The 25873-nt window shown below is 64.4% G+C and carries 31 protein-coding genes; 16 read left to right on the top strand and 15 right to left on the bottom strand.

Features of this window, described 5'->3' with window-relative positions; genetic code table 11:
* From GL300_RS05345 to GL300_RS05330, 4 genes are all read right to left on the bottom strand, one after another.
* The coding region (locus tag GL300_RS05345) for an electron transfer flavoprotein subunit beta/FixA family protein (protein WP_170297601.1) at positions 1–444 on the bottom strand (444 nt) is incomplete at its 3' end.
* 122 nt (positions 445–566) lie between these two features.
* A complete protein-coding gene (locus GL300_RS05340) occupies positions 567–1139 on the bottom strand; it encodes a cob(I)yrinic acid a,c-diamide adenosyltransferase (RefSeq protein WP_155038496.1) in 573 nt (190 codons plus the stop codon).
* A complete protein-coding gene (locus tag GL300_RS05335; protein WP_155038495.1) occupies positions 1139–1339 on the bottom strand; it encodes a twin transmembrane helix small protein in 201 nt (66 codons plus the stop codon). The genes GL300_RS05340 and GL300_RS05335 overlap by 1 nt, the downstream gene beginning before the upstream one ends.
* A gap of 23 nt (positions 1340–1362) precedes the next feature.
* Entirely contained in the window at positions 1363–2181 is an 819-nt protein-coding gene (locus tag GL300_RS05330) for an SDR family NAD(P)-dependent oxidoreductase (RefSeq protein WP_155038494.1), read from the bottom strand.
* A 105-nt stretch (positions 2182–2286) separates the two neighbouring features.
* On the opposite strand from GL300_RS05330, the gene parC reads away from it, so the two are divergent.
* Positions 2287–4515 (top strand): DNA topoisomerase IV subunit A, encoded by a 2229-nt coding sequence (gene parC, locus GL300_RS05325; RefSeq protein ID WP_155038578.1) that lies wholly within the window; start codon positions 2287–2289, stop codon positions 4513–4515.
* Positions 4516–4555: 40 nt separating this feature from the next.
* Here parC and GL300_RS05320 read toward each other — a convergent pair whose 3' ends face one another.
* The 6 genes from GL300_RS05320 to leuD all read right to left on the bottom strand — a co-directional run bounded on the left by GL300_RS05320 (position 4556) and on the right by leuD (position 8991).
* Positions 4556–4714: a hypothetical protein gene (locus tag GL300_RS05320; protein WP_155038493.1), complete on the bottom strand. Its 159-nt coding sequence runs from the start codon at positions 4712–4714 to the stop codon at positions 4556–4558.
* A gap of 108 nt (positions 4715–4822) precedes the next feature.
* The gene (locus GL300_RS05315) at positions 4823–5422 is read right to left on the bottom strand and encodes a cytochrome b/b6 domain-containing protein (protein WP_155038492.1); all 600 of its coding nucleotides are present in this window, start codon (positions 5420–5422) and stop codon (positions 4823–4825) included.
* On the bottom strand, positions 5422–5880 hold the full coding sequence (locus tag GL300_RS05310; RefSeq protein WP_155038491.1) for a c-type cytochrome: 459 nt from the start codon (positions 5878–5880) through the stop codon (positions 5422–5424). The genes GL300_RS05315 and GL300_RS05310 overlap by 1 nt, the downstream gene beginning before the upstream one ends.
* A 111-nt stretch (positions 5881–5991) precedes the next feature.
* Positions 5992–7026 carry a tyrosine-type recombinase/integrase gene (locus GL300_RS05305; protein WP_155038490.1) on the bottom strand — a complete coding sequence of 345 codons (1035 nt, stop codon included), beginning with the start codon at positions 7024–7026 and terminating at the stop codon, positions 5992–5994.
* Between the two features lie 325 nt (positions 7027–7351).
* Positions 7352–8395: an endonuclease/exonuclease/phosphatase family protein gene (locus tag GL300_RS05300; RefSeq protein WP_155038489.1), complete on the bottom strand. Its 1044-nt coding sequence runs from the start codon at positions 8393–8395 to the stop codon at positions 7352–7354.
* A complete protein-coding gene (gene leuD / locus GL300_RS05295; protein ID WP_155038488.1) occupies positions 8386–8991 on the bottom strand; it encodes a 3-isopropylmalate dehydratase small subunit in 606 nt (201 codons plus the stop codon). Before leuD ends, GL300_RS05300 begins: the two co-directional genes overlap by 10 nt.
* An 87-nt stretch (positions 8992–9078) precedes the next feature.
* On the opposite strand from leuD, the gene GL300_RS05290 reads away from it, so the two are divergent.
* Complete coding sequence (locus tag GL300_RS05290; RefSeq protein ID WP_155038487.1) at positions 9079–9693, top strand: hypothetical protein; 615 nt, start codon at positions 9079–9081, stop codon at positions 9691–9693.
* Here GL300_RS05290 and leuC read toward each other — a convergent pair.
* Positions 9674–11110: a 3-isopropylmalate dehydratase large subunit gene (leuC, locus tag GL300_RS05285; RefSeq protein ID WP_155038486.1), complete on the bottom strand. Its 1437-nt coding sequence runs from the start codon at positions 11108–11110 to the stop codon at positions 9674–9676. The genes GL300_RS05290 and leuC overlap by 20 nt on opposite strands.
* Before the next feature lie 296 nt (positions 11111–11406).
* Here leuC and GL300_RS05275 point away from each other — a divergent pair, with 296 nt between their 5' ends.
* The 3 genes from GL300_RS05275 to rlmH all read left to right on the top strand — a co-directional run bounded on the left by GL300_RS05275 (position 11407) and on the right by rlmH (position 12654).
* Positions 11407–11640 carry a hypothetical protein gene (locus GL300_RS05275; protein WP_155038485.1) on the top strand — a complete coding sequence of 78 codons (234 nt, stop codon included), beginning with the start codon at positions 11407–11409 and terminating at the stop codon, positions 11638–11640.
* A 75-nt stretch (positions 11641–11715) separates the two neighbouring features.
* Complete coding sequence (rsfS, locus tag GL300_RS05270) at positions 11716–12171, top strand: ribosome silencing factor (RefSeq protein WP_225612074.1); 456 nt, start codon at positions 11716–11718, stop codon at positions 12169–12171.
* 15 nt (positions 12172–12186) lie between these two features.
* Positions 12187–12654 carry a 23S rRNA (pseudouridine(1915)-N(3))-methyltransferase RlmH gene (gene rlmH, locus GL300_RS05265; protein WP_155038483.1) on the top strand — a complete coding sequence of 156 codons (468 nt, stop codon included), beginning with the start codon at positions 12187–12189 and terminating at the stop codon, positions 12652–12654.
* Between the two features lie 51 nt (positions 12655–12705).
* Here the strand turns inward: rlmH and GL300_RS05260 are convergent, their stop codons facing one another.
* Together GL300_RS05260 and GL300_RS05255 are read right to left on the bottom strand one after the other, a co-directional pair.
* Complete coding sequence (locus tag GL300_RS05260; RefSeq protein ID WP_155038482.1) at positions 12706–13629, bottom strand: cation diffusion facilitator family transporter; 924 nt, start codon at positions 13627–13629, stop codon at positions 12706–12708.
* Positions 13630–13690: 61 nt separating this feature from the next.
* The gene (locus GL300_RS05255) at positions 13691–14518 is read right to left on the bottom strand and encodes an LOG family protein (protein ID WP_155038481.1); all 828 of its coding nucleotides are present in this window, start codon (positions 14516–14518) and stop codon (positions 13691–13693) included.
* A gap of 105 nt (positions 14519–14623) precedes the next feature.
* Here GL300_RS05255 and dapD point away from each other — a divergent pair, with 105 nt between their 5' ends.
* Both dapD and GL300_RS05245 read left to right on the top strand, forming a co-directional pair.
* Positions 14624–15448 (top strand): 2,3,4,5-tetrahydropyridine-2,6-dicarboxylate N-succinyltransferase, encoded by an 825-nt coding sequence (gene dapD / locus GL300_RS05250; RefSeq protein ID WP_155038480.1) that lies wholly within the window; start codon positions 14624–14626, stop codon positions 15446–15448.
* Between the two features lie 70 nt (positions 15449–15518).
* Positions 15519–15770, top strand: coding sequence for a GlsB/YeaQ/YmgE family stress response membrane protein (locus GL300_RS05245; RefSeq protein WP_155038479.1), 252 nt, complete (start codon positions 15519–15521; stop codon positions 15768–15770).
* 29 nt (positions 15771–15799) lie between these two features.
* Here the strand turns inward: GL300_RS05245 and GL300_RS05240 are convergent, their stop codons facing one another.
* Positions 15800–16270, bottom strand: a complete 471-nt coding sequence (locus GL300_RS05240; RefSeq protein ID WP_155038478.1) for a YbaK/EbsC family protein — start codon at positions 16268–16270, stop codon at positions 15800–15802.
* A gap of 55 nt (positions 16271–16325) precedes the next feature.
* On the opposite strand from GL300_RS05240, the gene GL300_RS05235 reads away from it, so the two are divergent.
* From GL300_RS05235 to GL300_RS05200, 8 genes are all read left to right on the top strand, one after another.
* Positions 16326–16658, top strand: a complete 333-nt coding sequence (locus tag GL300_RS05235; protein ID WP_155038477.1) for a hypothetical protein — start codon at positions 16326–16328, stop codon at positions 16656–16658.
* Positions 16659–16747: 89 nt separating this feature from the next.
* A complete protein-coding gene (locus GL300_RS05230; protein WP_155038476.1) occupies positions 16748–17995 on the top strand; it encodes a lytic murein transglycosylase in 1248 nt (415 codons plus the stop codon).
* 214 nt (positions 17996–18209) lie between these two features.
* On the top strand, positions 18210–19493 hold the full coding sequence (gene urtA, locus GL300_RS05225; RefSeq protein ID WP_155038475.1) for an urea ABC transporter substrate-binding protein: 1284 nt from the start codon (positions 18210–18212) through the stop codon (positions 19491–19493).
* A 58-nt stretch (positions 19494–19551) separates the two neighbouring features.
* Positions 19552–21495, top strand: a complete 1944-nt coding sequence (gene urtB, locus GL300_RS05220) for an urea ABC transporter permease subunit UrtB (RefSeq protein WP_155038474.1) — start codon at positions 19552–19554, stop codon at positions 21493–21495.
* Position 21496: 1 nt separating this feature from the next.
* Positions 21497–22729 carry an urea ABC transporter permease subunit UrtC gene (gene urtC / locus GL300_RS05215; protein WP_155038473.1) on the top strand — a complete coding sequence of 411 codons (1233 nt, stop codon included), beginning with the start codon at positions 21497–21499 and terminating at the stop codon, positions 22727–22729.
* Complete coding sequence (gene urtD / locus GL300_RS05210; protein ID WP_155038472.1) at positions 22726–23469, top strand: urea ABC transporter ATP-binding protein UrtD; 744 nt, start codon at positions 22726–22728, stop codon at positions 23467–23469. The genes urtC and urtD overlap by 4 nt, the downstream gene beginning before the upstream one ends.
* Complete coding sequence (urtE, locus tag GL300_RS05205; RefSeq protein WP_155038471.1) at positions 23470–24180, top strand: urea ABC transporter ATP-binding subunit UrtE; 711 nt, start codon at positions 23470–23472, stop codon at positions 24178–24180. It abuts the gene before it with no gap.
* Positions 24181–24213: 33 nt separating this feature from the next.
* Positions 24214–24678, top strand: a complete 465-nt coding sequence (locus tag GL300_RS05200; RefSeq protein ID WP_155038470.1) for an SRPBCC family protein — start codon at positions 24214–24216, stop codon at positions 24676–24678.
* An 86-nt stretch (positions 24679–24764) separates the two neighbouring features.
* Here GL300_RS05200 and GL300_RS05195 read toward each other — a convergent pair whose 3' ends face one another.
* Positions 24765–25085, bottom strand: a complete 321-nt coding sequence (locus GL300_RS05195) for a DMT family transporter (RefSeq protein WP_155038469.1) — start codon at positions 25083–25085, stop codon at positions 24765–24767.
* 188 nt (positions 25086–25273) lie between these two features.
* Here GL300_RS05195 and GL300_RS05190 point away from each other — a divergent pair, with 188 nt between their 5' ends.
* Complete coding sequence (locus tag GL300_RS05190) at positions 25274–25684, top strand: cupin domain-containing protein (protein ID WP_155038468.1); 411 nt, start codon at positions 25274–25276, stop codon at positions 25682–25684.
* Positions 25685–25873: the final 189 nt, after the last annotated feature.

Here is a 25873-nt window from a genome sequence, read left to right as displayed (position 1 = left end):
GCTGGCAAAGGTCGCCTGACCCCAACCCAGCAGCGCCGAGACCATCTGGCCGGTGGCGTTCATGTCATTGTCGATCGCCTGCTTGCCGGCGATGACCAGATCCGCGCCTTCGGCCTTGGCGACCTCGGCGATGATCTTGGCGACGGCCAGCGGCTCGATGTCCTGATGAACGTCATCGGCAGCGACGACCAGAATGGCGCGGTCGGCGCCCATGGCCAGCGCGGTGCGCAGGGTTTCCTGGGCCTGCTTCACCCCGATCGACACGGCGATAACTTCGGTCGCAGTGCCTTTTTCCTTGAGCCGGATCGCCTCCTCGACCGCGATCTCGTCGAACGGGTTCATCGACATTTTGACGTTGGCCAGATCGACACCCGAACCGTCGGCCTTCACACGGGCCTTCACGTTGTAGTCGATCACGCGTTTGACTGGCACGAGAACCTTCATCGTCCTCTCTCCCTTTTAGTTGCGTCACCTGTTCGGTGGATTTGTTAGCGGGCTGGTCGGGGCAATGACAGGGAAAAAACGACGCCGTAACGTCGCATCGCAACGATCCTGCCCCGATGTCGCTAGCGGCTGGCGCCGGGCACCCAGAGGATGTCGTTGGTGCCGTTTTCATTGGCGATGCGACCCGCCACGAACAGCCAGTCCGACAGGCGGTTGAGGTATTTCAACGCAGCGGGGTTGGCGTCCTCGGTCGCGGCAAGGGCCACGGCGGCGCGCTCGGCGCGGCGGGCGACGGTGCGGCACAGGTGCAGATGCGCGGCAAGCGGGCTGCCGCCCGGCAGGATGAAGCTGCGCAAAGGCGTCAGCGCGGCGTTCATCACGTCGATTTCGGTTTCCAGCCGCGCCACCTGCGAATCGATGATGCGCAGCACCGGATAGGGGGCCTGAGCATCCTCATCCATACGCGGGCGCGACAGATCCGCGCCCAGATCGAACAGCTCATTCTGGATGACCGCGATCTGTCCGGCCAGATTGCCCGTCGCATGCAGGCGGGCCAGACCCAGCGTCGCGTTCAGTTCATCCACGGTGCCATAGGCTTCGACGCGTGGGGCGTTCTTGGGCACGCGTTCGCCATTGGACAGGGCGGTGTCGCCCTTGTCGCCGGTGCGGGTATAGATTCGGTTCAGGACGACCATCAGTGCCCCCTTGCCCAGAGATAGATCAGGAACACGGCAATCGCGACGGCCTGCGCGATGATGCGCCAGCGCATCAGCCGGTTGCCGTGCTTGCGGTTGAATTCGCCGCCCTTGGCAAAGCCGCCGATGCCGGTCGCAAGGATGGCGACAACGGCCAGGCAGCAGATCGCCAGCAGGATGAGCAGGGTTTTGTCTTGCATCTTGGGGGCCTTTCCGGGCGAGCCTAGTTGCGGCGTGCGAACCAGTCCAGTGCGCGCGTCGAAAACAACCTGCGCCCGATCCCCGAGATATAGCTGGGCGTGGTCACATAGTAGCGCGGGCGGGGATTGGCGCTTTCCAGCGCCTGTGCAATCCGCGCGCTGACCGCCGAAGGCGGCAGCTGGAAGCGGTCCTTGCGACCGGCGGCATCGTAAAGGCGCTTGATCAGGGTGTTGCGATACTGATCCGCCCGCGCGCTGGACTGCCAGTCGATCCATCGTTCGAAATGCGGGATCGAGTTCTGGCGGATCTTGGTGCCGATCGGGCCGGGCTCGATCAGCACGAATTTGACCGGGGTGTCGGACATTTCCACCCGCAGCACGTCGGTCAGCCCCTCCAGCGCGAATTTCGTCGCCACATAGGCGCCGCGCCACGGAATCCCCACCAGCCCAAGGACCGAGCTGATATTGACCACCCGCCCGCCATGCTGACGGAAATGCGGCAGCATCCGGCGGGTCAGGTCATGGGTGCCGAACAGGTTCGCCTCGAATATGGAACGCAGCGCGCCGCGGGGCAGGTCCTCGGCCGCACCCGGAATGGCGAAGGCCGCGTTGTTCACCAGCGCGTCGATCCGTCCCAGCGCCAGCGCGGCTTCTGCGGCGCGGGCCACGCTGTCGTCGTCGCCCAGTTCAAGGTGGATCGCGTCGAAACCCTCGGCGCGGCGGGCCTCAAGGTCCTCTTCCCGGCGGCAGGTGGCAATGACGCGCCAGCCGCGCCCGCGCATGTGATGCGCCGCATCCAGCCCGATGCCCGAGGAACAGCCGGTGATCAGAACGGTTTTCATACCAAGGCCTCTTGTTGCGCGATGGTTCTGCGCCAAGCGGGACGTTCGCGCAATACGCGCATTTCCGGCTGGACCGAAGGCGCGGGCGGGAATATTCAGGCTGGCATGTCAGACGATCCGAACGTTCCCGATCCCCGCGAGGATCAGACCAGCACCGAGCCACTTTCGCGCGCCATTGGCGAGCGTTACCTGACCTATGCCCTGTCGACGATCATGCACCGGGCCTTGCCCGATGCCCGCGACGGGCTGAAGCCGGTGCATCGCCGCATCCTTTACGCGATGCGTGAGTTGCGGCTGTCGCCCACCGGGGCCTTCCGGAAATCCGCCAAGATCACCGGCGACGTGATGGGCAACTATCACCCGCATGGCGACGCGGCGATCTATGACGCGATGGCGCGTCTGGCTCAGCCCTTTGCCATGCGCTACCCGCTGGTCGACGGGCAGGGGAACTTCGGTAATATCGACGGCGATAACCCGGCCGCCGCGCGCTACACCGAGGCGCGGTTGACCGCCGCCTCCGAGGCGCTGATGGAAGGGCTGGCCGAGAATGCGGTCGATTTCCGCCCGAACTATGACGGCACGCTGGAGGAACCGATCGTTCTGCCCGCTGCCTTCCCGAATCTGCTGTGCAACGGGGCCAGCGGCATTGCGGTCGGCATGGCCACCAATATCCCGCCGCATAACCTGCACGAGGTCATCGACGCCTGCCTGCATCTGATCAAGGCGCCCGACGCGCGGGATGAAACCCTGATCAACATCATGCCGGGGCCGGATTTCCCGACCGGCGGCGTGCTGGTCGAAAGCCGCGAGACCATCGCCGAGGCTTACCGCACCGGTCGCGGCAGCCTGCGCCTGCGCGCACGTTGGGCGGTCGAGGATCTGGGCCGCGGCAGCTGGCAGATCGTCGTCACCGAGATCCCCTATCAGGTCCAGAAATCCAAGCTGATCGAGCGCCTTGCCGAGGTGATCCAGCTGAAGAAGGTCCCGATCCTTGCCGATGTCCGCGACGAATCGGCCGAGGATGTGCGGATCGTGCTGGAACCCCGCGCCCGGACGGTCGATCCCGAGCAATTGATGTTGGCCCTGTTCCGGGTGTCCGAGTTGGAGATCCGCTTCGGCCTGAACATGAACGTGCTGATCGACGGCCGCCAGCCCAAGGTCTGCTCGCTCAAGGAAGTGCTGCGCGCCTTCCTCGATCACCGGCGCGAGGTGCTGGTGCGCCGGGCGAACCACCGGTTGGACAAGATCGCGGCACGGCTTGAGGTGCTGGAAGGCTACATGATCGCCTTCCTCAACCTTGACCGGGTGATCGAAATCATCCGCTATGAGGACGATCCGAAAGCGGTCTTGATGGCCGAATTCAAGCTTTCCGATGTTCAGGTCGAGGCGATCTTGAACATGCGCCTGCGCGCCTTGCGCCGACTTGAAGAAATCGAGCTGCGCGCCGAGCATGAAAACCTGACCAAGGAACGCGAAGGTCTGGTTGCCATGCTGTCGGATGAGGGCAGCCAATGGGCCAAGATCGCCGAGCAGCTGCGTGAGACGCGCGGCAAGTTCGGCAAATCCGCCCCCGGCGGCCAGCGCCGCACCGAGATCGGCGAGGCGGGCGAAGTCACCGCGATCGACATGGATTCGATGATCGAGCGCGAACCGATCACCGTCATCCTGTCGAAAATGGGCTGGATCCGGGCGATGAAGGGGCATCAGCCTCTGGATGCCGAGGTCAAGTTCAAGGATGGCGACGGGCCGTTCATGGCGCTGCATGCCGAGACCACCGACAAGCTGATGGTCTATGGCGCGAATGGCCGCTTCTATACCCTGCCCGCGAACAACCTGCCGGGCGGGCGCGGCATGGGCGAGCCGCTGCGCCTGATGATCGACTTGCCCAATGATGCGGCGGTGATCGACATGTTCCCGTGGCGGGACGGTGCGCGCTATCTGATCGCGTCAAAAGCTGGCGACGGGTTCATCGTGACCGCCGCCGATATTCTGGCCCAGACCCGCGCCGGCAAGCAGGTGCTGAACGGCGATGCGTTGCTGTGTCGTCCGGTCAGCGGCGACCATGTCGTGACCGTGGGCGAGAATCGCAAGATGCTGGTCTTTGCGCTGGACGAACTGCCCGAGATGGGCCGCGGCAAAGGCGTGCGTCTGCAGAAGTTCAAGGATGGCGGATTGTCGGATGCAATCTGCATCACGCTGGCCGAGGGGCTGCGCTGGCAGGAATCCGGCGGTCGCACCCGGACCGAGCCGGACCTGACCGAATGGTTGGGCAAACGCGCTAGCGCAGGCTTCATGGCACCGCGCGGCTTCCCCCGCGACAACAAGTTCAACTGACAAGCAACTGGGGCCGGGGATCACCCGGCCCCGTTGCGTTTTAGCTGTTCGTCCGCGGCCTCAGGATGATCGTCGTGCCATCTGGCGCGGTGGTCGTTGATGCAGTCGTGTCTGTCTTGGTCTTGCTATAGGGGCAGGCCGACAGGGGCAGGGCGGCCACGGACAGGATCATGGCAGCGGCGGCGATGATTTTCGTCATGTCGTCGACTCCGTGGGTCAAGGGCGCGAATGGAGAATTGGGCCGTCATCCGCGCACGGTTGGCCGGTTCAGGATCTCACGCCGGGGTGATTCGTTCAATTACACTGCCTAGCGATCACGAACCTGTTTGCGCCCGTTCAGCATTGGCCGCACCAGATCCTCGCGCTTCCAGAAACGGTAGAACAGGATCACCGCGACATGCAGCAGGACAAGGATCAGGATGATGTTGGCGCCGAATTCATGCCAGCCGACCGCCTTGGACCGGGTGCTGCTGCTGACATAGGAGGCCAGTGGGCCGACATTGATATAATCGTCGGGGTCCGAGATCAGCCCGCTGCTGACCTGCGCTGCCAGCACCGCCAGCATGGCGATGACCGAAAGCGCACCCAAGGGGTTGTGCCCCGGCCAATAGCTGGGCTCGCGCAGCATCAGCCCGCGCAGATAGCCCGCGACCGCCCCCGGCCCGCGCAGGAAATGCGAGAACCGCGCCGGGGCCGGGCCGACAAATCCCCAGACCAGCCGAAACAGCAGCAGCCCGATCACGACATAGCCGCACCAGAAATGCAGGGTCATCTTGGCCGGGCCGAACTGGCCCAGACACCATGACGCCGTGACGAAAAAGGCCAAGGCCCAGTGGAACCCGCGCAGGAACGGGTCCCACAGCCTGACCTCGCGGACGGGGTCAGGGCTGGGGGCGCCCTTCGGCATCAGCTTTTCTCGCGATAGACGTCATGACAGGCCTTGCAGGCGCCGCCCAGTTTGCCGACCACCGGGCCGACCTTGTCCTGCCCGCCCTTCACGGCCTCAGAGGCGCCGGCCGCAGCTTCGACCAACCCGCCGAACTTGGTCTTGAAGTCGTCCATATTGGTCCAGATCTCGGGCTTGGCCGCGCTGTCCTTGATCTGCCCCGAGGCGGTTCCCTCAACAAAGAGGCTGGGCAGGTCGTAATGGGTCAGCGCCTCGATATTGGCGGCGGCGCGGCTGGCGGTTGCCTCGTCATAGGGGGTCTCGCCCTTGGCCATGCCGGCCAGCGTGCCCATGTTCATCGCAAGCATCTGGTAGAAACCGTGCCGGGCCTCAAGCAATTCGTCCAGCGCCTCATCGGCGTGGGTGGTCATCGGCAGGGTTACGGTAAAGGCAAGGGCAGCGGCGGAAAGAAGGCGCATGTCGTCGTTCCTCTCATGTGGCTCTTGGGCTGCAAGTGTCTGACGCCACGCAAGAGTTGCACAGGCCGGGCATTCTGCCAACGCCCGCGTCATGCCGATTTCGTGAGCAGTCTAGCCCAGCAGATCGGTGGCCGGATTATCGGCGATCTCGATATCGGCGTAATAGCTTTGCGCCTGATCGACGCTGCGATGAAGCGACAGTTGCATGGCGGCGGCCAAAGGTGCGCCGTCCAGCGCCGCCTGCGTCAGAAACCCGGCGCGCAGCCCATGCGGACTGGCGAAATCCGGCGGATAGCCCGCCAGAACCAGCCGGCGGCGCAGCATGTCGCGCAACCCGTCGGCGGAGAGGCGACGGGTCAGCACCCGATCGGCAAGGCTGACCGGGCGAAATAGCGGCCCCGATTCGATGCGCGAGACCACGATCCAGCGCATCACCGCCTTGGCGGCACGGCCTTTCAGCGGCAGACGCGGGGCGCGGTCCTGTCCGGTGGTCTTGGTGGTCAGTAACCGGATGCGCAGCAGTCCCTTCTCGGCGAATTCCTCGGTGTCGATATCGTCGCGGTTCAGCGCCACGATTTCCGATCTGCGCCGCCCGCCCGAGGCCCAGCCCAGCATCAGCGCTGCGCGGTCGCGCATGCCGCGATGGCTGTGGTCGCAGGTGGCCAGGATCGCTTCCAAAACGTCGCGGGTGATCGGATGTTCGGATTTGCGCTGGCGTGGCCGCGCCGCCGCCCGCCTTGCCCGCCCCCTTGCCTGCGAGATCAGCGGCGCGTCAAAGGGCGAGGGCAGGTTCTTCATTCGGTGAAAGGCCCGCCAGCTGGCAATGCGGCGATCCAGCGTCGAGGGTGCGGGGCAGGCCAGACTGCGACGCAGTCCGGCGGCGATCAGCGCATCTGCAACCTCGCGCGCGGGGGTCTGCACGGTGCCAAGGTCGATCGAATGATCCAGAATGAAGCGCAGCGCCACGGCCTCGGATTCCGGCCAGTCCAGCGCCGCGCCAAAGGCAGCCTGTTTCCAAGCCGCCAGATAGGCCAGATCGCGTTCCCATGCGCGGATGGTATTGGCGGGCGTACCACGGCGATAAAGCTCGGACAGAGCTTCGGCTTCGGCGGCGGACAGGGCTGGGGGCGCGACGGGCAGGATCATGCCGCCATCCTTTCCGGCTGCGCGGGTGGCGGTCAAGACGGCTTCTCGACCGAAGCAGGGGCTGCAGCACCATGCATCCGTAGGTTGCGCTCCGCTTTTTTCAGCGTCTGGTCGAAATTTTGGCGAAAACTTGGGCAGAACTGCAGTCACGGCGGGCGGCAATTGGTTTCCAGTTGAGCGATTCTGCAATGCAGCGCAACCTGAGATGGACGGGGGTCCGCATCCCCGCCAACCCCGAGCCGCACGGGGTCTTCATGGCAGTGCCGCCGTTCCAGTCGCGTCTCTCCTCCCTCCAACGCGTCACCGGAACGGCGGCCTTTTCCCCTCACCAGTCCAGATCGACCCAGACCAGCCGATGGGCCGAGGCCGTGGTCACGACTGCCGCCATCTCGCCGCTGGCGGGCCAGACCACGCCCGAATCCAGCACGCGCAGATCCTTGGCGGGCAGAACGTAATCGACGCGCAGGTTTCCCGGCGCACGGTCATCGGGCCAATCGGCAGTGTCCAGCGCCGGGTCGCCCTTATGCTTGGCGTTCAACCCCAGACCGGCCGCCGCCTTGCCCCCCTCGCTGCGGGGCTGGGGGTCGGCGACATGGGTCATGATCCGGGCCAGCGACTCGGGGCGGCCCTCGCTGTCGGCGGCGTCGAAATTCAGGTTCCCGGCCAGTACAAAGGGCGCTTGCGGCAGGTGGTTCAGCCAGAAGGCCAGTTCATCATGGTTGCGGCGGCCATTGCGATCCTCGGGGCCGTCAAAGACCGGAGGCGTCGCCGACATCGCCAACAGATGCAGATCGCGGCCAGCGACCGATACCGTCGCGTCCCAATGTGCCACCGAGGACAGGCGCTGCTTGGCCGCGACCTCGGGGGTGGCCTCTGGCATCAGGTTGCCGGGCAGGTCGTGCCACAGTTGATCGCTGTAATCCGCGACCGCGCTGATCGGGTGGCGGGACAGGATTGCCATGCCGCCCTGTCCGGTGAAGCGGCCAAAGCCCTGCCGGTCCTGCGCCTCGCCCAGTTTGCCGTCGCCGTCCAGATCCAGCCCGCTGGGCATGCCCGCATTCGGACGGGCGGTGAAGCTGTGGGGGTAATCGATCCCGGCCTTGGCCAGTCTGTCGCGCAGGGCGGCCAGCGCCCGGCCGTCGCCATCCCAGTCAAGGCTGGTCAACAGCAGGATATCCGGATGCGCTTCGGCAATGACGCGGATGGCGGCGTCGATCTGGTCATCCTTGCGGCCCAGATCGCGCAAAAGAAGCCCCGGCCCGTCGCGCGACAGGTCGGGGTCATAGGTCGCGATCCGCAGCGGATCGGCAGATGCGGGCAGGCCAAGGGCGGCAATCAGCGCCGCCCCGGCCAGATACCTCAGACCCAAGGGCGGCTCTGGGCCATTTGCGCCTCATAGGCGTCGATCGAGCCGGATTTCTCCATGGTCAGCCCGATATCGTCCAGCCCGTTCAGCAGGCAGTGGCGACGGAAGGGGTCCAGCTCAAAGCCGAAGCTCTGCCCGTCCGAGGTGGTGACGGTCAGGTTTTCCAGATCGACGGTCATCCGGGCATTGGCACCCTTGCGGGCATCCTCCATCAGCACGTCGACGACTTCGGCAGGCATCACGATCGGCAGGATGCCGTTCTTGAAGCAGTTATTGTAGAAAATGTCGGCGAAGCTGGTCGAGATCACGCAGCGGATGCCGTAATCCAGCAGCGCCCAGGGCGCGTGCTCGCGCGACGAACCGCAGCCGAAATTGTCGCCCGCGACGATGATCTGGGATTCGCGCCAGGCCGGCTGGTTCAGCACGAAATCCGCGACTTCGCTGCCATCGGCATTGAAGCGCATCTCGTCGAACAGGTTCTTGCCCAAGCCCGAGCGGTGGATGGTTTTCAGGAACTGCTTGGGGATGATCATGTCGGTGTCGATGTTGACCAGCGGCATCGGTGCCGCGATTCCGGTCAACGTGGTGAATTTGTCCATTTACTTCCTCGCAGAATTGACTGGCCGCGTAGGTGGCCGTTAACTTTTTCGGCGACGGATTGTGTATTCCGCCACTGGGATGGTGTGATGATCGAGTATTCTGGTTTCGCCGGCCTGCGCCGTTGCATTGCGGCCGACTGGTCGCCCCGGATCGGAGATCCGAATATCGGGGCGTGGATTACGGTGGCGGCCTATCTGGCCTGCTGCGTTCTTGCGCTGATGGTGCTGCGACGGCGGCCAAGGGGTGCTGCCACTGGACTTTGGGCCGTGATCGCGCCGCTGACCGGGTTTCTGGCCGTGAACAAGCAGCTGGACCTGCAAAGCGCGCTGACCGCCGCAGGTCGGTGCATGGCGCATATGCAGGGCTGGTACGATTACCGCTTCTTCGTGCAGATCGCCTTCATCGCGATACTGGTGATGGTCGTGGTGATGGCGCTGATGACGGGCCTGCGCCTGCTGCGCGGTCAGCTGCTGTCGAATGGCCTTGCCCTGCTGGGGCTGGCCATCCTGTGCGGCTTCGTGCTGGTGCGGGCGGTGGGTTTCCATCATGTCGACCGTCTCATCAGCATGGATTTCGCGAACATCCGCTTCAACTTCCTGTTCGAGAATGCCGGGCTGGTGATGATTGCCTTGAATGCCATCTTCCTGCTGAGGCGGGGCGCAGCGCCCCGCCGTACAGGGTTCAGGCCATCTCGGCCATGAACTCACGCACATCGGCCAGATGGCCCTTGATGCCCGCGACGGCGGCCATCACCGGCGACATCAGGTGCGTGCGGCCACCACGGCCCATACGGCCCTCGAAGTTGCGGTTCGAGGTCGCGGCGCAGCGCTCGCCCGGTGCCAGCTGGTCGGGGTTCATGCCCAGACACATCGAGCAACCGGCCAGACGCCATTCGAAGCCGGCATCGGTAAAGATCTTGTCCAGACCTTCTTCCTCGGCCTGCAGACGGACCAGACCCGAGCCGGGAACGACCATGCCGCGCACGCCCGGTGCCAGTTTCTGGCCTTTCAGGATGCCAGCGGCGGCCCGCAGGTCCTCGATCCGGCCATTGGTGCAGGAGCCGATGAAGACCGCGTCGATCTTGATCTCATTCAGCGGGGTGCCGGGCTTCAGGCCCATATAGTCAAGGCTGCGGCGCGCGGCCTCGATCTTGCCACCTTCGAAATCCTCGGCGGCAGGAACCTTGTCGGTGATCGCCAGCACGTCCTCGGGCGAGGTGCCCCAGGTCACGACCGGGGCGATATCCTCACCGCGGATGGTGATGACCTTGTCGAAATGCGCACCTTCATCGGTGAACAGGGTCTTCCACCAGCTGACGGCGGCTTCCCATGCCGCGCCCTTCGGCGCATGCGGGCGGCCCTGGCAATAGGCGAAGGTCTTTTCGTCCGGAGCGATCAGGCCAGCGCGCGCGCCACCTTCGATCGCCATGTTGCAGACGGTCATGCGGCCTTCCATCGACAGCTCGCGGATGGCTTCGCCGCAATATTCGATGACATAGCCGGTGCCGCCGGCAGTACCGGTCTTGCCGATGACGGCCAGCGTGATGTCCTTGGCGGTGACGCCGGGCAGCAGCTTGCCGGTGATTTCGACCTTCATGTTCTTGGAACGCTTCTGGATCAGCGTTTGCGTCGCCAGAACGTGTTCCACTTCCGAGGTGCCGATGCCATGCGCCAGCGCGCCGAAGGCACCATGGGTGGCGGTGTGGCTGTCGCCGCAGACCACGGTCATGCCGGGCAGGGTCCAGCCCTGTTCCGGGCCGACGATATGGACGATGCCCTGACGGACATCCGACATCGGATAGTAGTTTAGCCCGAATTCGCGGGCGTTCTTGTCCAGTTCCGCGACCTGGATGCGGCCCTCGGGGTTCTCGATGCCTTGGACGCGGTCGGCGGTGGTCGGAACATTATGGTCCGGCACGGCGATGGTCTGGTCGGGGCGGCGCACCTTGCGGCCAGCCATGCGCAGACCCTCGAAGGCCTGGGGCGAGGTGACTTCGTGGACCAGATGGCGGTCGATATACAGCACGCAGGTGCCGTCATCGCTGCGGTCGACCACATGTGCGTCGAAGATTTTGTCATAGAGCGTACGGGGCGCGCCCGCATTGGTATTGCCGGTCATGGCTGTCTCTTTCCGAAAGAGTAGCTGGGGAATAGCGGAAAAGGGGGCCGCAAGCCGCGGCAGGGCGCTGCAAAAGCGCCGTCCACCGTCAAAGTCGCGCTGTGACGGACAGGCTTTCGCCGTAGAACCGGCCCGGCAGGCGGGCGCGGTCATGGATATCGAAATAGACGAATCCTCGCATGCGGGAACTAATACGCCGGTTTGTCTTGTCAGGCAATATCAGCGCACGGAGGTGTTAATTCCAAATTGACGACATGCCGCTATCCTCGCCCACAACAAAAAAGGAGGTTGAGGGCATGTTGATTCGCGTGGTGCTGCGTACGATCCCGCTGTTTCTGGTGGCGATTTTCGCGCTTGGCGTGCTGGTTGTGGACGGTCCGGCCGAGCGTGCGCGGGACATGGCGCGGCTGCAGGTGCATCAGCTGGCCTGGGCGCAGGGCATGGTCAAATGCCCGGAAGCTTGGGGAAATCTGCCGATTGCGGCCTGTACGCCGGGTAATTCTCCAATAAAACCGCCTTCCGCTCATTGAGCAAGCGCTGATTCATGCTACATTAGAGGGGCCCGGCGCCGGGGGTTGACGGCGCGATGACCGGAGGATGAACCCCTGTCCAATACCGCTTCGCCGGCGTCTACGCCGGCTGCGCCCACCGCGGAGCCTGAGCTGACCAGCGATCAGCTACTGGACCGCATCCTTACCTCGCTTGACGATGACAAAGCCGAAGAGGTCGTGACCATCGACCTGCGCGGCCGTTCCGCTATGGCCGATCACATGGTGATCGCCTCGGGTCGTTCGTCGCGTCAGGTCGCTGCCATCGCCGAAAAGCTGGTGCAGCGTCTGAAAGAACAGACCGGCCGCTCGGCCCGGATCGAAGGCAAGGAAACCGGCGACTGGGTGCTGATCGACACGGATGACGTGATCGTCCATGTTTTCCGCCCGGAAGTGCGCGAATTCTACCAGCTCGAAAAGATGTGGATGCCCGCGGACGCGCTGCGTTCGGCGACGCTTGATCGTCTGCGCGCCGAGCATGCGGCCGAAGAAGCCCGCCGCAACCAGATCTGATACGGAACTGAACGCATGCGGATGGTCATTGCCGCGGTCGGGCGGCTGCGGCAAGGCCCCGAGGCGAAGCTGATTGACGATTACCTTGATCGTCACGCCAAGGCCGGACGTGCTCTGGGCCTGCCGCCCGTCACCATTTCCGAGGTCGAGGACAAGCGCGGCGGCGGCATGGCCGCCGAGGCTCCGTTGCTGGAGCGCGCCATTCCCGACGGCGCCGCGCTGGTCATCATGGATGAGCGCGGCCAGATGCTGAGCTCGCCCGAATTCGCGCAAAAGATCGCGGGCTTTCGCGATCAGGCCCGCGACATTGCCTTTGTCATCGGCGGCGCGGATGGAATCGATCCCAGTCTGCGCGCCCGCGCCGATCTGGCGATCAGCTTTGGCCGCATGGTCTGGCCGCATATGCTGGTCCGGGTGATGCTGGCCGAACAGATCTACCGCGCCACCACGATCCTGGCCGGAAGCCCCTATCACCGGGTCTAGGCGGCAACGCCTTTTCCGGATCTGCTTGGACGCTGCATCGCAGGCCACCGATCACGTCGCCCATTCGGGATCGGTGGTAAAGGCGATGGTCAGCCAGCGATCCGGGCCTTCATCGCCAATGTCGCGGCCAACCTCATCGCGGATCTGGTCCCATTCCTCAAGGCTGCGGGCAGGCGCCCCGCGCGGCACGATGAAGAACAGTTCGATCTGCCGCCCGCGCCCGACGCGCGCGACATAGGCGACATGGCCCAGAAAGCCGTGGCGGGTGACGATGCTGCACGCGACCTCATCGACATGGGTTTTCAGGTCTTGCGGCGTCACCAGCATGATATCGGCCAAGGCCTGACGCACGGTCGGCAAGGGCGCGGGCAGGACCACCAGACAGACCAGCGCCAGCACCGCCGGGTCGATATAGGGCGAGACGCTCTGCCAGGATGTGCCCTGAATGGCCCAGCCAAAGGCAAAGGCCACGAACAAGGCCCCGGTCATCGCGGCCGAGATCATCCACGCCTTGGCGTCCAGTTCCAGAAAGGCCGATCCGATCCGGCGATTGGCCCTGCGCACAAACAGCGCCATGCCCAAGGCCACACACAGCGTCAGCGCGGCGTAAAGAATGGCGTGGTCAAAGGCCAAGACCCGCCCGCCCGACAGCAGGCTGCTGACCGCGTTGGCCAGCGCATATCCGGCAGCGCCTATCAGCAAAAAGCCACTGAGCCCCAGCACCATCGGCTCAAGATGCCAGAAGCCCATGGTGAAATGGCGGACCAGACGGGCGCGGGTGCGCTCTCCCATGGACTGGGTGATCAGCCGCGACACCAGCAGGGCAAGGATCGTCATGCTGGCGTCGAGGGCGGAATAGACCCCGTCAAAAATGATCGAGGACGACCCCGTCAGCACCCCGAACACCACCCCGAACGCGGCCAGCGCGAAGGTCACAAGGATCGATAGCCTCAGGATGCCTTGTTCGGTCTGCATGACATCTGCCTTCGCTTGGACGCGAGGCGGGGCGCATCCTCAATGGTCGTTCACCCCGCGCTCAGGCGCAGGGGACGGGCCAGTTGTCGATGATGGCCACGGCCTCTTCGGCGGTTTCGACAAAGCTGATCAGCCCCAGATCGTCGCGGCTGATGGTCCCGGCCTCGGCCAGAGCGTCCCAGTTGATGATCTTGTGCCAGAATTCCGTGCCGAACAGGATGAAGGGCACGCGCCGCATCCGCCCGGTCTGGATCAGGGTCAGGGCCTCGAACATCTCGTCCAGCGTGCCGAAGCCGCCGGGGAAGATGGTCACGGCCTTGGCGCGCATCAGGAAATGCATCTTCCGGATGGCGAAGTAGTGGAAGTTGAAGCACAGGTCGGGCGTGACATATTCGTTCGGAGCCTGCTCATGGGGCAGGACGATCGACAGCCCGATCGAGATGCCGCCCGCCTCATGCGCGCCCAGATTGCCAGCCTCCATCACGCCGGGTCCACCGCCGGTGCAGATGACATCCTCGGCGCCATAGCTTTCCAGACTGCGCTCGGTCATCAGCCGGGCGAATTTGCGCGCCTCGTCGTAATAGCGCGAGAGTTCCGCCAGTTCCGGCGTGCGGGCGCTGTCGCGATGCTCGGGCGCGGGAATGCGGGCCCCGCCGAACAGCACGATGGTCGAGCGGATGCCGCGCGCATCCATGATCATCTGCGGCTTGAGCAGCTCCAGCTGCAGGCGAACCGGGCGCAATTCCTCGCGCAGCATGAAGTCGTCATCGGTGAAGGCCAGACGATAGGCGGGCGCACGGGTCTGCGGCGTATCGGGCAGCTGACGCGCGGCGACGGCGTCCTGCTGGCTGTCACGGATCGGGTGGTGGCGCTCGTCTTCTTCGATCATCGAAACCTCTGAGGCGCGGCAGGCGCGGATTGCGCGGCCGCTCCCCCCCGGTCTATAGCCCTTGCAAGACAGTTTCCACCCGAGTTCCAGCAAGAGAGACACACCATGTCGAACGCACAGCTTGAAGCCGCCATTGAGGCCGCATGGGATATCCGCGACCAGATCACCCCCGCGACGACCGGCGAGGCCCGCGACGCCGTCGAGGCGACGCTTGAGGCGCTGGATCAGGGCACGCTGCGCGTCGCCGAAAAAAGTGGTGCCGACTGGCATGTGAACCAATGGGCGAAAAAGGCCGTGCTGCTGGGCTTCCGCCTGAAGGACATGGAGATCCATACCGGCGGCCCGCAAGGCGGCGGCTGGTGGGACAAGGTCGACAGCAAATTCGCCGGTTGGGGCGAAAACCGCTGGCGCGAGGCGGGCTTCCGCGCTGTCCCGAACGCGGTGGTGCGCAAGTCGGCCTATATCGCCAAGGGCGTGGTGCTGATGCCGTCCTTTGTGAACCTTGGCGCCTATGTCGATGAGGGCACGATGGTCGACACCTGGGCCACCGTCGGCTCCTGCGCCCAGATCGGCAAGAACGTCCACCTGTCCGGCGGCGTCGGCATCGGCGGCGTGCTGGAACCGATGCAGGCCGGCCCGACCATCATCGAGGACAATTGCTTCATCGGCGCGCGTTCCGAGGTGGTCGAGGGCTGTATTGTCCGCGAAGGCTCGGTGCTGGGCATGGGCGTTTATATCGGCAAATCGACCAAGATCGTCGATCGCGAAACCGGCGAAATCATGTATGGCGAGGTTCCTGCGGGGTCGGTCGTCGTCTCGGGCTCGCTGCCGTCGAAGAACGGCGTGAACCTGTATTGCGCTGTGATCGTGAAGCGCGTGGACGCGCAAACCCGATCGAAAACCTCGATCAACGAGCTGCTGCGCGACTGACATATCTGCGTGAACCTTGACGGGGGTGTCGGCGTTAACCGCTCAGACACCCCTTCAAAAGGAGAAGCGCATGGAAGGCTTGGGCTGGATCGCCGCCATCATCGTGGGCGGTATTGCGGGCTGGATCGCCAGCAACATCATGAAGGCGGATACCGGCGTATTCCTGAACGTCGTTCTTGGCATCGTCGGCGCGGTCGTGGGCAATGCCATCCTTGGCGTCCTCGGCATGAACGCACAGCACGGCAGCTGGATCGCACAGGGCTTTGTCGGCCTGATCGGTGCGGTGATCCTGATCTGGCTTTACCGAGCGGTCGCCAGGTAGCTTTCCGGGGGCGGTTTCCGCCCCCTTTTTCATGCCGTGAACTCGGCCATCTTCGCGCCGGTGATGCGGATCAGCTCATCGGGCGCGATCGAGAACAGGTGTCGCGGCGTTCCCGCTGCGGCCCAGACCTCGGGGAATTGGGTCAGGCGCGGGTCGATATAGGCGTCGATGCGTTGCAGATGCCCGACAGGGGCGACGCCGCCGATGGCGAAGCCGGTCTCAAGGCGGATCTGCGCGGCATCGGCCTTGCCCAGGGGCTGGCCCGCGACCTGAGCCGCCTTTTCCGCATCGACCCGGTTGCCGCCCGCCGTCAGGAACAGCACGACATGGCCCGAGCTTTCGCCGCGAAAGATGATCGACTTGGCGATCTGGTCGACCTCGCAGCCGACGACTTCGGCAGCCCCCGCGGCGGTGCGGGCGCGGTCATCGGTTTCGCGGATCTGGGTGGTGGCCCCGGCGGCATCCAGCGCGGCGCGCACACGTGCTAGGCTCTTGCTCATTGTCACTCCCATGTGTTTCGGGGATATGAGCGCAAATCGCATCAAGGGGAAAGTCATGGCGCAGCAGGTCTATACGCTTCTGGTTCAGGTCGGCAGGGCCGATGAGGACGGATTGCCCGAGGATGCCACCGGCGCGGCGCTGGTCTGCTACGCCTCGGGCGTCGATGAGGCCGAGGCCGTGCGCGAAACCGTCTCCATCCTGAAACAGGCCGGGCTGTCGCCGATCGAAGTGACCGGGCATGGCTCGCTGGACGAGCGGCTGGCCGAGGGTCACGACATCCCCGAGGAAGAGCGCGAGCTGATGGACCGCGCGCTTGAAGAAAACGCCGTTATCGTCGCCCAGATGGAGCCGCTTTTCGGCGACGAGGAAGACGAGGACGACGCCTGATCCAAGGCCCGACGCGGGCCTATCCAGCCGTGCCATGCTGGGTTAGACTGGTTTCAACCAGAACAAGAGCACGGAACGGGACAGGCACAATGACAGGACGGAACCTCCGATTTGCGACTGCGACCTTGCTGGTCTGCGCGCTGGCCAGTTGTGGTGTATCGAACCGCACCCCGGGCGCGGGCGGCAATTACAGCGGGCTGCCCACGGCGGGCGGGCATGGCTCGGAAGCGGGGTTCCAGAACTGGGTGGTCAGTTTCCGCCCGCGCGCCATCGGGGCGGGCGTGTCGCCGCAGGTCTTTGACAGCGCGATGGCCGGGGCGCATTACCAGCCCAGCATCGTTGCTCTGGACGGCAAGCAAAGCGAGTTCTCCAAGCCGATCTGGGAATATCTGGACGGTGCGGTCGGCGGCAGCCGGACCTCGACCGGTCGGCAGATGGCCGCGACCTATGGCAGCACGCTGTCCGCGATCGAGCGCCGCTACGGCGTCCCGCGCGAAATCGTGCTGGCCGTCTGGGGGATGGAATCGAATTACGGCGCGAACCGCGGCAATACCCAGACCGTCCCGGCGCTGGCGACGCTGGCCTATGACGGGCGGCGCGGAGAGTTCTTTGCCGGTGAACTGGTCAGCGCGCTTCGCATCATTCAGGCGGGCGACGTGGACAACAGCCACCTGGTCGGCAGCTGGGCGGGGGCGATGGGGCATACGCAGTTCATGCCGTCCTCGTTCCTGTCGCATGCGGTCGATTTCAACGGCGACGGGCGGCGCGATATCTGGTCGAACGATCCGACGGATTCGCTGGCCTCAACCGCTTCCTATCTGCGCGAGAACGGCTGGCGGCCGGGCCAGCCCTGGGGGACCGAGGTCATCCTGCCGCAGGGCTTCGACTATAATCAGGTCGGCAAGTCGGTGGTGAAATCGGGCGGCCAGTGGCAGGCGATGGGGGTGCGCGCGGCAAATGGCGGCGCGGTGCCTTCGGGTGCGATCCTTGCCCCGGCGGGCGCGCGTGGCCCGGCCTTCCTGATCACCGACAACTTCCGCGCCATCCTGAAATACAACGCCTCGGACAGCTATGCGCTGGGGGTGGCTTATCTGGGCGAGTCGATCGCCGGGCGCTCGGGCATCCGCGGCAGCTGGCCGCGCGGCGACCGCACGCTGTCCAACACCGAAAAGGCCGAAATCCAGCGCCTGCTGATGGCCAAGGGCTTCGATACCGGCGGGGTCGACGGTAAGCTGGGCAGCAAATCGGTCGATGCGGTCAAGGCCTATCAGCGCTCGCGCGGGATGGTGCCGGATGGCTATGCCGACGCCCAGCTGCTGGGCATGCTGCGCGGCTGACCCATTCTGACGGACGACGGGGCGGCCTTGGGCCGCCCTTTGCTTTTCGCGAATGCCGCCGGATTAGGCCCGTTGATCGAAACGCGGGCAGATAATCCGGCCGGGTGAAACGCGCTGTCCTGCCATTGCCCTTCAACTTGGCAAAAATCCCGACTCGCTGCCCTCATCGTTTTCAGCCGTCACGCGGCATAATCAAACGAGAGGGAAAACAGGGATGAAGATTTACAGCACCGCCTTGGCCGCCGCCCTTATGTCGGTTGGCCTGGCGGGCGCCTCGTGGGCGCAGGAAGACACCATCAAGATCGGCGTGCTGCATTCGCTCTCGGGCACCATGGCGATTTCGGAAACCACGCTGAAAGACACCGTCCTGATGATGGTGGACCAACAGAACGCCAAGGGTGGCCTGCTGGGCAAGAAGATCGAGGCGGTCGTGGTCGACCCGGCCTCGGACTGGCCGCTGTTTGCCGAAAAGGCACGCGAGCTGATCTCGGTCAACGGGGTCGATGCGATCTTTGGCTGCTGGACCAGCGTCAGCCGCAAATCCGTGCTGCCGGTCATCGAGGAACTGAACGGGCTTCTGTTCTATCCGGTCCAGTATGAGGGCGAGGAATCCTCGAAGAACGTGATCTATACCGGCGCCGCCCCGAACCAGCAGGCGATCCCCGCCGTCGATTACATGGCCGAGGAGCTGGGCGTCGAGAAATGGGCGCTGCTTGGGACCGACTATGTCTATCCGCGCACCACGAACAACATCCTTGACGCCTATCTGAAGGGCAAGGGCGTCGCGGCGGGCGACATCTTCGTCAACTACACCCCCTTCGGTCATTCCGACTGGTCCAAGATCGTGGCCGACGTGGTGGCGCTGGGTGCCGACGGCAAGAAGGTCGGCGTCGTGTCGACCATCAACGGCGACGCGAATATAGGCTTCTACAAGGAACTGGCGGCGGCGGGCGTCTCGGCCGACGACATCCCGGTCATGGCTTTCTCGGTCGGGGAAGAGGAACTGGCGGGTCTGGATACCACCAACCTTGTCGGCCACCTTGCCGCCTGGAACTACTTCCAGACTGCCGACAGCCCCGACAACAAGGCCTTCATCGGCGAATGGCAGAAGTTCACCAAGAACGACAAGCGCGTGACCAATGACCCGATGGAAGCCACGGTCATCGGTTTCAACGCCTGGGTGAAGGCCGTCGAAAAGGCGGGCACCACCGATACCGATCCGGTTCTGGATGGGATTGTCGGGGTCGAGGTTCCGAACCTGACCGGCGGCACCGCCAAGGTCCTGCCGAACCACCACCTGACCAAGCCGGTGCTGATCGGCGAGATCCGCGCCGACGGTCAGTTCGACATCGTCAGCCAGACCGATGAGGTCGCGGGCGATGCATGGACCGATTTCCTGCCGGAAAGCGCCAAGCTCGACTCGGACTGGCCGGGCAAGAAATGCGGCATGTGGAACACCGAGACCAACAGCTGCGTGCAGGAAAAGTCGAACTACTGATCCCATGCTGACCGGGGTGGCGTGATGCGCCGCCCCTATGCCCGCTTCCGAGGATTCCATGCGCCTTTTCCTGCTTGCTCTGGCCTTCGTCGCGTTGGCCCTGCCCTTTGCCGCACAGGCGCAGTCGCCCGATCTGGGTGCGGTCATTGCTCAGCATCGCGACCAGATCGAAAAGCCCTCGCGGCAGTCGGTTGGGCCGGTGATCGAGGCCATTGCCGCGTCCGGTCCGCTGGGTGCGGCCCTGCTGCAGGCATGGGGTGATCGCCTGTTGGCCATCCGCAAAAGCGACGGGTTGCTAGTCATCACCGCCCCCGACGGGGACGGCCTGACCCTGACCGATGCCGCGACCGGCGCGGGTCTGGGTGCGGCTGCAGAAGGCGATGTGACCCTGCTGCGCCCGAATTCGGGCGTGCGCGGGGTAATCTCGGCGGCCTTGGCGGGGAATGCGCTGTCCGACCCCGATCCGAAACGCCGGATCGAGGCGCTGGATTCACTTTCGCGCCGGGCCGATGCCAGTCAATTGGCCCTGCTGCGTCAGGCGTTGGACGATCCCGACCCGGCACTGGCCGCCCGCAAGGCGCGGCTGGAGCGCTTGTTGACCATCCAATACGATCCCGATCCCGCAGCGCGCATCACGGCCATCGAAAGCTTTGGCGGCGACAGCGGGCTGGATTTTCGCGCCAGCCTGAACCCGATCCTGACCACCCGCCGCGTGGCGTTGGAGCAGGTTCCGGCGGATGCGAATATCGCGCGGAAGCTGTCGCTTGGCAGCGATCTGAGCCGGGACGAGGCCTATGCCATGCTGGTCGCGGACGGAACTGCACCCGCCCGCCTGACCTCTGATGCGATGCGGGCCACGCTTGCCCAGCATATTGCGGATGGCATGGTCGGCGGCGTGTCCCTTGCGCAACTGGGTGATCAGGCGGCCCGCGACCGTGCCTATACCGCGCTGGAGACCCAAGGCATCGTCCAGCCCGCCGCCAGCGAGGCCGAGGTCGACGCAGCCCTGTCCCGTTACAACTTCCTTGATCTTTATGCCGAGCCTGACGCCGACGTGACCACGTCCGCCCGCGCGGCACTGCGCGGCACCGAAACCCGGATCGGGCTGATGCAGGCGGCCGATCTGTCGCTGGACGCGCTGTCCTTGGCCTCGATCTATTTTCTGGCTGCCATCGGGCTTGCCGTCACCTTCGGGGTGATGGGCGTCATCAACATGGCGCATGGCGAGTTCATCATGATGGGCGCCTATACCGGCTATGTCGTCCAGCAGTTCATCACTGACAAGACCGTCTCGCTGATCGTGGCGCTGCCCTTGGCGTTCGTCGTGACCTTCGCGGCGGGCGTCGCGCTGGAGCGGCTGGTGATCCGCCACCTGTACAAACGCCCGCTCGAAACCCTGCTGGCGACCTTTGGTGTGTCCATTGCGCTGCAGCAATTGGCCAAGAACATCTTTGGCACGCAGGCCCGCCCGCTGACTTCGCCCGCATGGCTGGATGGGGCGCTGACCTTCAACGATGTGGTGTCGATCAGCTATATACGCATCGCGATCTTTGTCTTGGCGATGGTGTTTCTGGGGCTGTATCTGTTCATCATGAACCGGACCCGGCTGGGGCTTGAGGTCCGCGCCGTGACCCAGAACCCCGGCATGGCGGCCAGCATGGGGATCAGCCCCGACCGCATCAATATGCTGACCTTTGGCCTTGGCTCGGGGATAGCGGGGATTGCGGGCGTAGCCATCGGGCTGTTCGCGAAAGTGACCTCGGAACTTGGCAGCGATTACATCGTGCAAAGCTTCATGACGGTCGTGGTGGGCGGCGTCGGCAATATCTGGGGCACGCTGGCGGGTGCGGCGCTGATCGGCTTCCTGCAAAAGGGGATCGAGTGGTTCAACCCGGCCAACACGCTGGCTGCGCAGACCTACATGATCCTGTTCATCATCATCTTCATCCAGTTCCGGCCGCGCGGCATCATCGCCGCCAAGGGCCGGGCGGCGGGGGCCTGACATGCGCAAACCACTTGTCCTGCGGCATCCCTCAATTCTGGTCTTCCTTGGCGTACTGGCGGTGTTCACCGTCGCGGTCACCATCCTGTCCACGGGCTACGGCACGGGCCCGATCTCGACCAGCATGGTCAAGACGCTGGGCAAGACCCTGTGTCTGGCGCTGGCTGCTGTGGCGATGGATCTGGTCTGGGGCTATGCGGGCATCCTGAGCCTTGGGCAAATGGCGTTCTTTGCCCTTGGAGGCTATATGATCGGCATGTGGCTGATGGTCGCCCGCACCGAAGGCATCGTCACCGGGACGCTGGCGAACCTGCCCATTCCGCCCACGGACACGGAAATATCCGCCGCCGTCGCTACGCAGATCTTTGGCGTCGTGGGATCGGATCAGTTTCCACTGATCTGGGCCTTTTCCGGCTCGCTTTGGGGGCAGCTGCTGATGGTCGTGCTGGTGCCGGGGCTGCTGGCACTGGTCTTTGGCTGGCTGGCCTTCCGTTCGCGGGTGAACGGGGTTTACCTGTCGATCCTGACGCAGGCGATGACTTTGGCCTTGGCGCTCTACCTGTTTCAGAACGATTCCGGGCTGCGCGGGAATAACGGGCTGTCGGGGCTGCAAAACATCCCCGGCCTGGATGCGGTGGGGCAGGAGAAACTGTCGATCTGGTTCCTTTGGGCGTCCGCCGTGGCGCTGGGGCTGGGCTATCTGCTGATTGCCTGGGTCGCCTCGGGCAAGTTCGGCAGCGTCACCCGCGCCATCCGCGATGATGAGGCCCGCGTGCGCTTCCTTGGCTATTCCGTCGAAGGCTACAAGCTGGTTGTCTTTGTGCTGGCCGCTGTCGTCACGGCCATCGCGGGTGCGCTTTATTACCCGCAAGCCGGGATCATCAACCCGGCCGAGCTTGCGCCCATCGCCTCGATCTATCTGGCGGTCTGGGTGGCGATCGGCGGGCGCGGGCGGCTTTACGGGGCAGCCATCGGGGCGGTCTTCGTGTCGATGCTGTCCAGCTGGTTCACGGGTGGCCGCGCGCCCGATGTCAATCTGGGCTTCTACACAATCAAATGGGTGGACTGGTGGCAGGTGCTGCTGGGCCTGTCCTTTGTCCTTGTCACGCTGTTCGCGCCCAAGGGGATTTCCGGGTTGGTCGACTGGTTCGAGGGGCTGCGCCCGCCGCGTCGTCGCGGTGCCGCCCTTGGTCCCGATATGGGATCGCTGCGCGAGAAGGAGGCCGTGGAATGACCGCGCTACTTGAGGTCCGGGGCATTTCCGTCAGCTTTGACGGATTCCGCGCCATCAATAACCTGTCCTTCGAGATCGGCGAATGCGAGTTGCGCGCCATTATCGGCCCGAATGGCGCGGGCAAGACCACTTTCATGGATATCGTGACCGGCAAGACCCGCCCGAATGAGGGGCAGGTCCTGTGGGGTGAGGGCTCAAAAAGCCTGCTGCGCATGAACGAATCCCAGATCGCGCAAGCCGGGATCGGGCGCAAGTTCCAGCGTCCCACCGTCTTCGAGGACCAGACCGTGGCCGAAAACCTGACCATGGCGCTGAGCGCACCGCGTGGGCCGTTCAGCGTGCTGCGCTGGCGTCCGTCAGCGGACAGCGCCGCGCGGGTCGCGGAATTGGCCGCCGAGGTCGGTCTGGCCGAGCACCTGTCGCGCAAGTCGGGCGAACTCAGCCACGGCCAGAAGCAATGGCTGGAGATCGGGATGCTGCTGGCGCAGGACCCGCGCCTGCTGCTGGTCGATGAGCCTGCCGCCGGGATGACCCTGGCCGAGCGCGAACAGACAACGACGCTGCTGCGGCGGTTGTCGGAAAAGCACGCGGTTGTCGTGGTCGAACATGACATGGATTTTGTCCGCCGCCTCGATTGCAAGGTGACGGTCCTGCATGAAGGCTCGGTTCTGGCCGAGGGCAGCCTGGACCATGTGACGGCCAATCCGGAAGTCATCGAAGTTTATCTGGGGCGTGGATGAATGCTTGAGGCACGCGATATCACCCTGCATTACGGCGGCAGCCAGATCCTGCACGGCGTCGACCTGATCGCCGAGCCGGGGCAGGTGACCTGCGTCATGGGCAATAACGGCGTCGGCAAGACCAGTCTTCTGAAGGTCCTGTCCGGCAGTCATCCCCGCTCGGGTGGCATTTTGCGCCTGAACGGCGAGGAACTGGGCCGGGTCAATGCGCAGGCCATGGCGCTGCGCGGTGTCGGCTATGTGCCGCAGGGGCGGATGATCTTTCCGCTGCTGACCGTGCGCGAGAATCTGGAAACCGGCCTTTCAGTCCTGCCGCGCGGCGAGCGGCGGATTCCCGACGACATCTTCGAACATTTCCCGGTTCTGGCCGAGATGAGCCACCGCCGCGGCGGCGACCTGTCGGGCGGACAGCAGCAGCAGCTGGCGATTGCCCGCGCGCTGATCATGCGGCCACGGGTGCTGTTGCTGGATGAGCCGACCGAGGGCATTCAGCCCAATATCATCCAGCAGATTGGCCGCGTCATCAAAGGCCTGCGTGATCGGGGCGACATGGCGATCGTGCTGGTCGAGCAATTCTTTGATTTCGCATATGATCTTGGCGACCGCTTCCTGATGCTCGAGCGTGGCAGACCAGTGATCTCGGGCCTGCGGGCCGAGGTTCCGCGCGAGGCGCTGAAGGCGCGGCTTGCCGGTTTGGGAGCCGCCGCCTGACATGCTATCTTGCCGCAAAGCAGGAGGAGAGCGATGACCGGAACCGAGAACGACCTTGTGCTGCGCCGCGTGCTGGACGCACCCCGCGCGGCGATCTGGCGCTGCTGGACCGAGCCGGATTTGCTGAAGCAATGGTTCTGCCCCAAGCCGTGGACCGTCTCTGACGTGCGGATGGAGTTGTGGCCGGGTGGCGAGTTCATGACGGTGATGAACGGGCCGAATGGTGAGCGATTTGAAAATACGGGCGTATTTCTTGAAGTGCTTGCGGGCGAGCGTCTGATTTTTACCGATGCGTTTGAACCGGGTTGGCGTCCGGTGGGCAAGCCCTTCATGGCGGCCTGCGTCACCCTCTCGGATATCGACGGGGGCGGGACGCAATATGACGCCCGCGCCATGCATTGGACCGCCGAGGCCAAGGCCGAGCATGAGGCCATGGGATTCCATACCGGCTGGGGGATCGCGGCGGATCAGCTTGAGGCGTTGGCGCGGACGCTATAGGACCGCGCGCCCGCCGATCAGGTGGTTGATTTTGTTTGGAAACGGGCTGTGACAGTGGACACAGCCCGTATACCGGGCGTCGTCCGTCAGTGGCCGCTGCCCAGCTTCATCGCGATGATGCCGCTGATGATCAGGATGGCGGCGATGATGCGCAGCGGCGTCACCGCCTCGCCCAGAAAGGCGATACCAAGCACGAATGCCCCGACCGCACCGATACCCGTCCAGATCGTATAGGCCGTGCCCAGCGGCAGGCTGCGCATCGCGATTGCCAGCAGCGCGAAGCTGCCAATCATCGCGACGATCGTGACGATGCTGGGGGTAAGGATGGTGAAGCCCGCGGATTTCTTCATCGCATAGGCCCAGACGACCTCAAGGATGCCAGCGACGAGAAGATAAAACCAAGCCATGCCTGATCTCCTGTAGATCGGGTCGTCCCGCTTGATTCCCGTGATGGTGAGGTCGTCCTCGGCTGGGAATATGGGACGGGTTCGCGGGCAGGGCAAGGGGGTGCGGCAAATCCGGGATCCGATGAACGGCAGACTTTGCTGCCTTGCCGGGTTATCATCCGGGTGGTGTTTCCTGAGCGGAGGCCGCCATGGGCGAGCGAGATTTGAGCGATGGCGCAATTTATCTGCCGCCCGGCGAGGGAAGGGCCTATGCCCTGGGCTCGATGACGGCGGTGTTCAAGGCCGACGAGGAAGAGACGGGCGCACGCTACAGCATCTCGGAATGGTGGCTAGAGCCGCACAGCACCGGTCCGGGTGCCCATGCCCATGATGCCAATGACGAGATCTTTTATGTGATCGAGGGCACCGCGACCCTGCTGGTCGGCGCGCAATGGCTGGAGGCACCAAAGGGCACATTTCTGCGTATCCCTGCCGGCACGGTGCATGACTTTGAAAACCGCAGTGCGGCGCGGGCCGGTTTGCTGAACCTGTTCATCCCCGGCGGGTTTGAGCGCAACATGCCAGCCATTGTCGACTGGTTCAGGAATAATCCGGGCTAGGCGGCTGCAAAGGTCGATCCTTTTCAACGGCTTCTTAACCGGACAGTACTAGCGTTACCCTCGTAGTAGGGGGTCGTTTAACCCGTTCGTATTGTTGCTTCCTGCCGGGCTGTTTCTGATCTGGGTGATGATCAGCATCATCCGTTGCTGTTGTTGTAGCGGGGGGCGCTGCAATCCTTGCCCAAGCTG

The sequence above is a fragment of the Paracoccus litorisediminis genome (assembly GCF_009711205.1).
Classification (GTDB): Bacteria; Pseudomonadota; Alphaproteobacteria; order Rhodobacterales; family Rhodobacteraceae; genus Paracoccus; species Paracoccus litorisediminis.
The sequence above is the reverse complement of the archived record's forward strand: the minus strand, read 5'-3'. Positions and strand labels throughout refer to the sequence as shown.

What these genes read in the sequence shown, in the direction of transcription:
- GL300_RS05240 (WP_155038478.1), bottom strand. Translation starts at nt 16,270, where the DNA reads ATGAGCAAGAGCCTAGCACGTGTGCGCGCCGCGCTGGATGCCGCCGGG.
- rlmH (WP_155038483.1), top strand. Translation starts at nt 12,187, where the DNA reads ATGCGGATGGTCATTGCCGCGGTCGGGCGGCTGCGGCAAGGCCCCGAG.
- GL300_RS05315 (WP_155038492.1), bottom strand. Translation starts at nt 5,422, where the DNA reads ATGCCGAAGGGCGCCCCCAGCCCTGACCCCGTCCGCGAGGTCAGGCTG.
- GL300_RS05260 (WP_155038482.1), bottom strand. Translation starts at nt 13,629, where the DNA reads ATGCAGACCGAACAAGGCATCCTGAGGCTATCGATCCTTGTGACCTTC.
- GL300_RS05255 (WP_155038481.1), bottom strand. Translation starts at nt 14,518, where the DNA reads ATGATCGAAGAAGACGAGCGCCACCACCCGATCCGTGACAGCCAGCAG.
- GL300_RS05330 (WP_155038494.1), bottom strand. Translation starts at nt 2,181, where the DNA reads ATGAAAACCGTTCTGATCACCGGCTGTTCCTCGGGCATCGGGCTGGAT.
- urtA (WP_155038475.1), top strand. Translation starts at nt 18,210, where the DNA reads ATGAAGATTTACAGCACCGCCTTGGCCGCCGCCCTTATGTCGGTTGGC.
- GL300_RS05310 (WP_155038491.1), bottom strand. Translation starts at nt 5,880, where the DNA reads ATGCGCCTTCTTTCCGCCGCTGCCCTTGCCTTTACCGTAACCCTGCCG.
- GL300_RS05275 (WP_155038485.1), top strand. Translation starts at nt 11,407, where the DNA reads ATGTTGATTCGCGTGGTGCTGCGTACGATCCCGCTGTTTCTGGTGGCG.
- parC (WP_155038578.1), top strand. Translation starts at nt 2,287, where the DNA reads ATGTCAGACGATCCGAACGTTCCCGATCCCCGCGAGGATCAGACCAGC.
- GL300_RS05195 (WP_155038469.1), bottom strand. Translation starts at nt 25,085, where the DNA reads ATGGCTTGGTTTTATCTTCTCGTCGCTGGCATCCTTGAGGTCGTCTGG.
- dapD (WP_155038480.1), top strand. Translation starts at nt 14,624, where the DNA reads ATGTCGAACGCACAGCTTGAAGCCGCCATTGAGGCCGCATGGGATATC.
- GL300_RS05340 (WP_155038496.1), bottom strand. Translation starts at nt 1,139, where the DNA reads ATGGTCGTCCTGAACCGAATCTATACCCGCACCGGCGACAAGGGCGAC.
- GL300_RS05235 (WP_155038477.1), top strand. Translation starts at nt 16,326, where the DNA reads ATGGCGCAGCAGGTCTATACGCTTCTGGTTCAGGTCGGCAGGGCCGAT.
- GL300_RS05190 (WP_155038468.1), top strand. Translation starts at nt 25,274, where the DNA reads ATGGGCGAGCGAGATTTGAGCGATGGCGCAATTTATCTGCCGCCCGGC.
- urtC (WP_155038473.1), top strand. Translation starts at nt 21,497, where the DNA reads ATGCGCAAACCACTTGTCCTGCGGCATCCCTCAATTCTGGTCTTCCTT.
- GL300_RS05305 (WP_155038490.1), bottom strand. Translation starts at nt 7,026, where the DNA reads ATGATCCTGCCCGTCGCGCCCCCAGCCCTGTCCGCCGCCGAAGCCGAA.
- GL300_RS05245 (WP_155038479.1), top strand. Translation starts at nt 15,519, where the DNA reads ATGGAAGGCTTGGGCTGGATCGCCGCCATCATCGTGGGCGGTATTGCG.
- leuC (WP_155038486.1), bottom strand. Translation starts at nt 11,110, where the DNA reads ATGACCGGCAATACCAATGCGGGCGCGCCCCGTACGCTCTATGACAAA.
- GL300_RS05290 (WP_155038487.1), top strand. Translation starts at nt 9,079, where the DNA reads ATGATCGAGTATTCTGGTTTCGCCGGCCTGCGCCGTTGCATTGCGGCC.
- urtD (WP_155038472.1), top strand. Translation starts at nt 22,726, where the DNA reads ATGACCGCGCTACTTGAGGTCCGGGGCATTTCCGTCAGCTTTGACGGA.
- GL300_RS05200 (WP_155038470.1), top strand. Translation starts at nt 24,214, where the DNA reads ATGACCGGAACCGAGAACGACCTTGTGCTGCGCCGCGTGCTGGACGCA.
- leuD (WP_155038488.1), bottom strand. Translation starts at nt 8,991, where the DNA reads ATGGACAAATTCACCACGTTGACCGGAATCGCGGCACCGATGCCGCTG.
- GL300_RS05230 (WP_155038476.1), top strand. Translation starts at nt 16,748, where the DNA reads ATGACAGGACGGAACCTCCGATTTGCGACTGCGACCTTGCTGGTCTGC.
- urtE (WP_155038471.1), top strand. Translation starts at nt 23,470, where the DNA reads ATGCTTGAGGCACGCGATATCACCCTGCATTACGGCGGCAGCCAGATC.
- GL300_RS05320 (WP_155038493.1), bottom strand. Translation starts at nt 4,714, where the DNA reads ATGACGAAAATCATCGCCGCCGCTGCCATGATCCTGTCCGTGGCCGCC.
- GL300_RS05335 (WP_155038495.1), bottom strand. Translation starts at nt 1,339, where the DNA reads ATGCAAGACAAAACCCTGCTCATCCTGCTGGCGATCTGCTGCCTGGCC.
- urtB (WP_155038474.1), top strand. Translation starts at nt 19,552, where the DNA reads ATGCGCCTTTTCCTGCTTGCTCTGGCCTTCGTCGCGTTGGCCCTGCCC.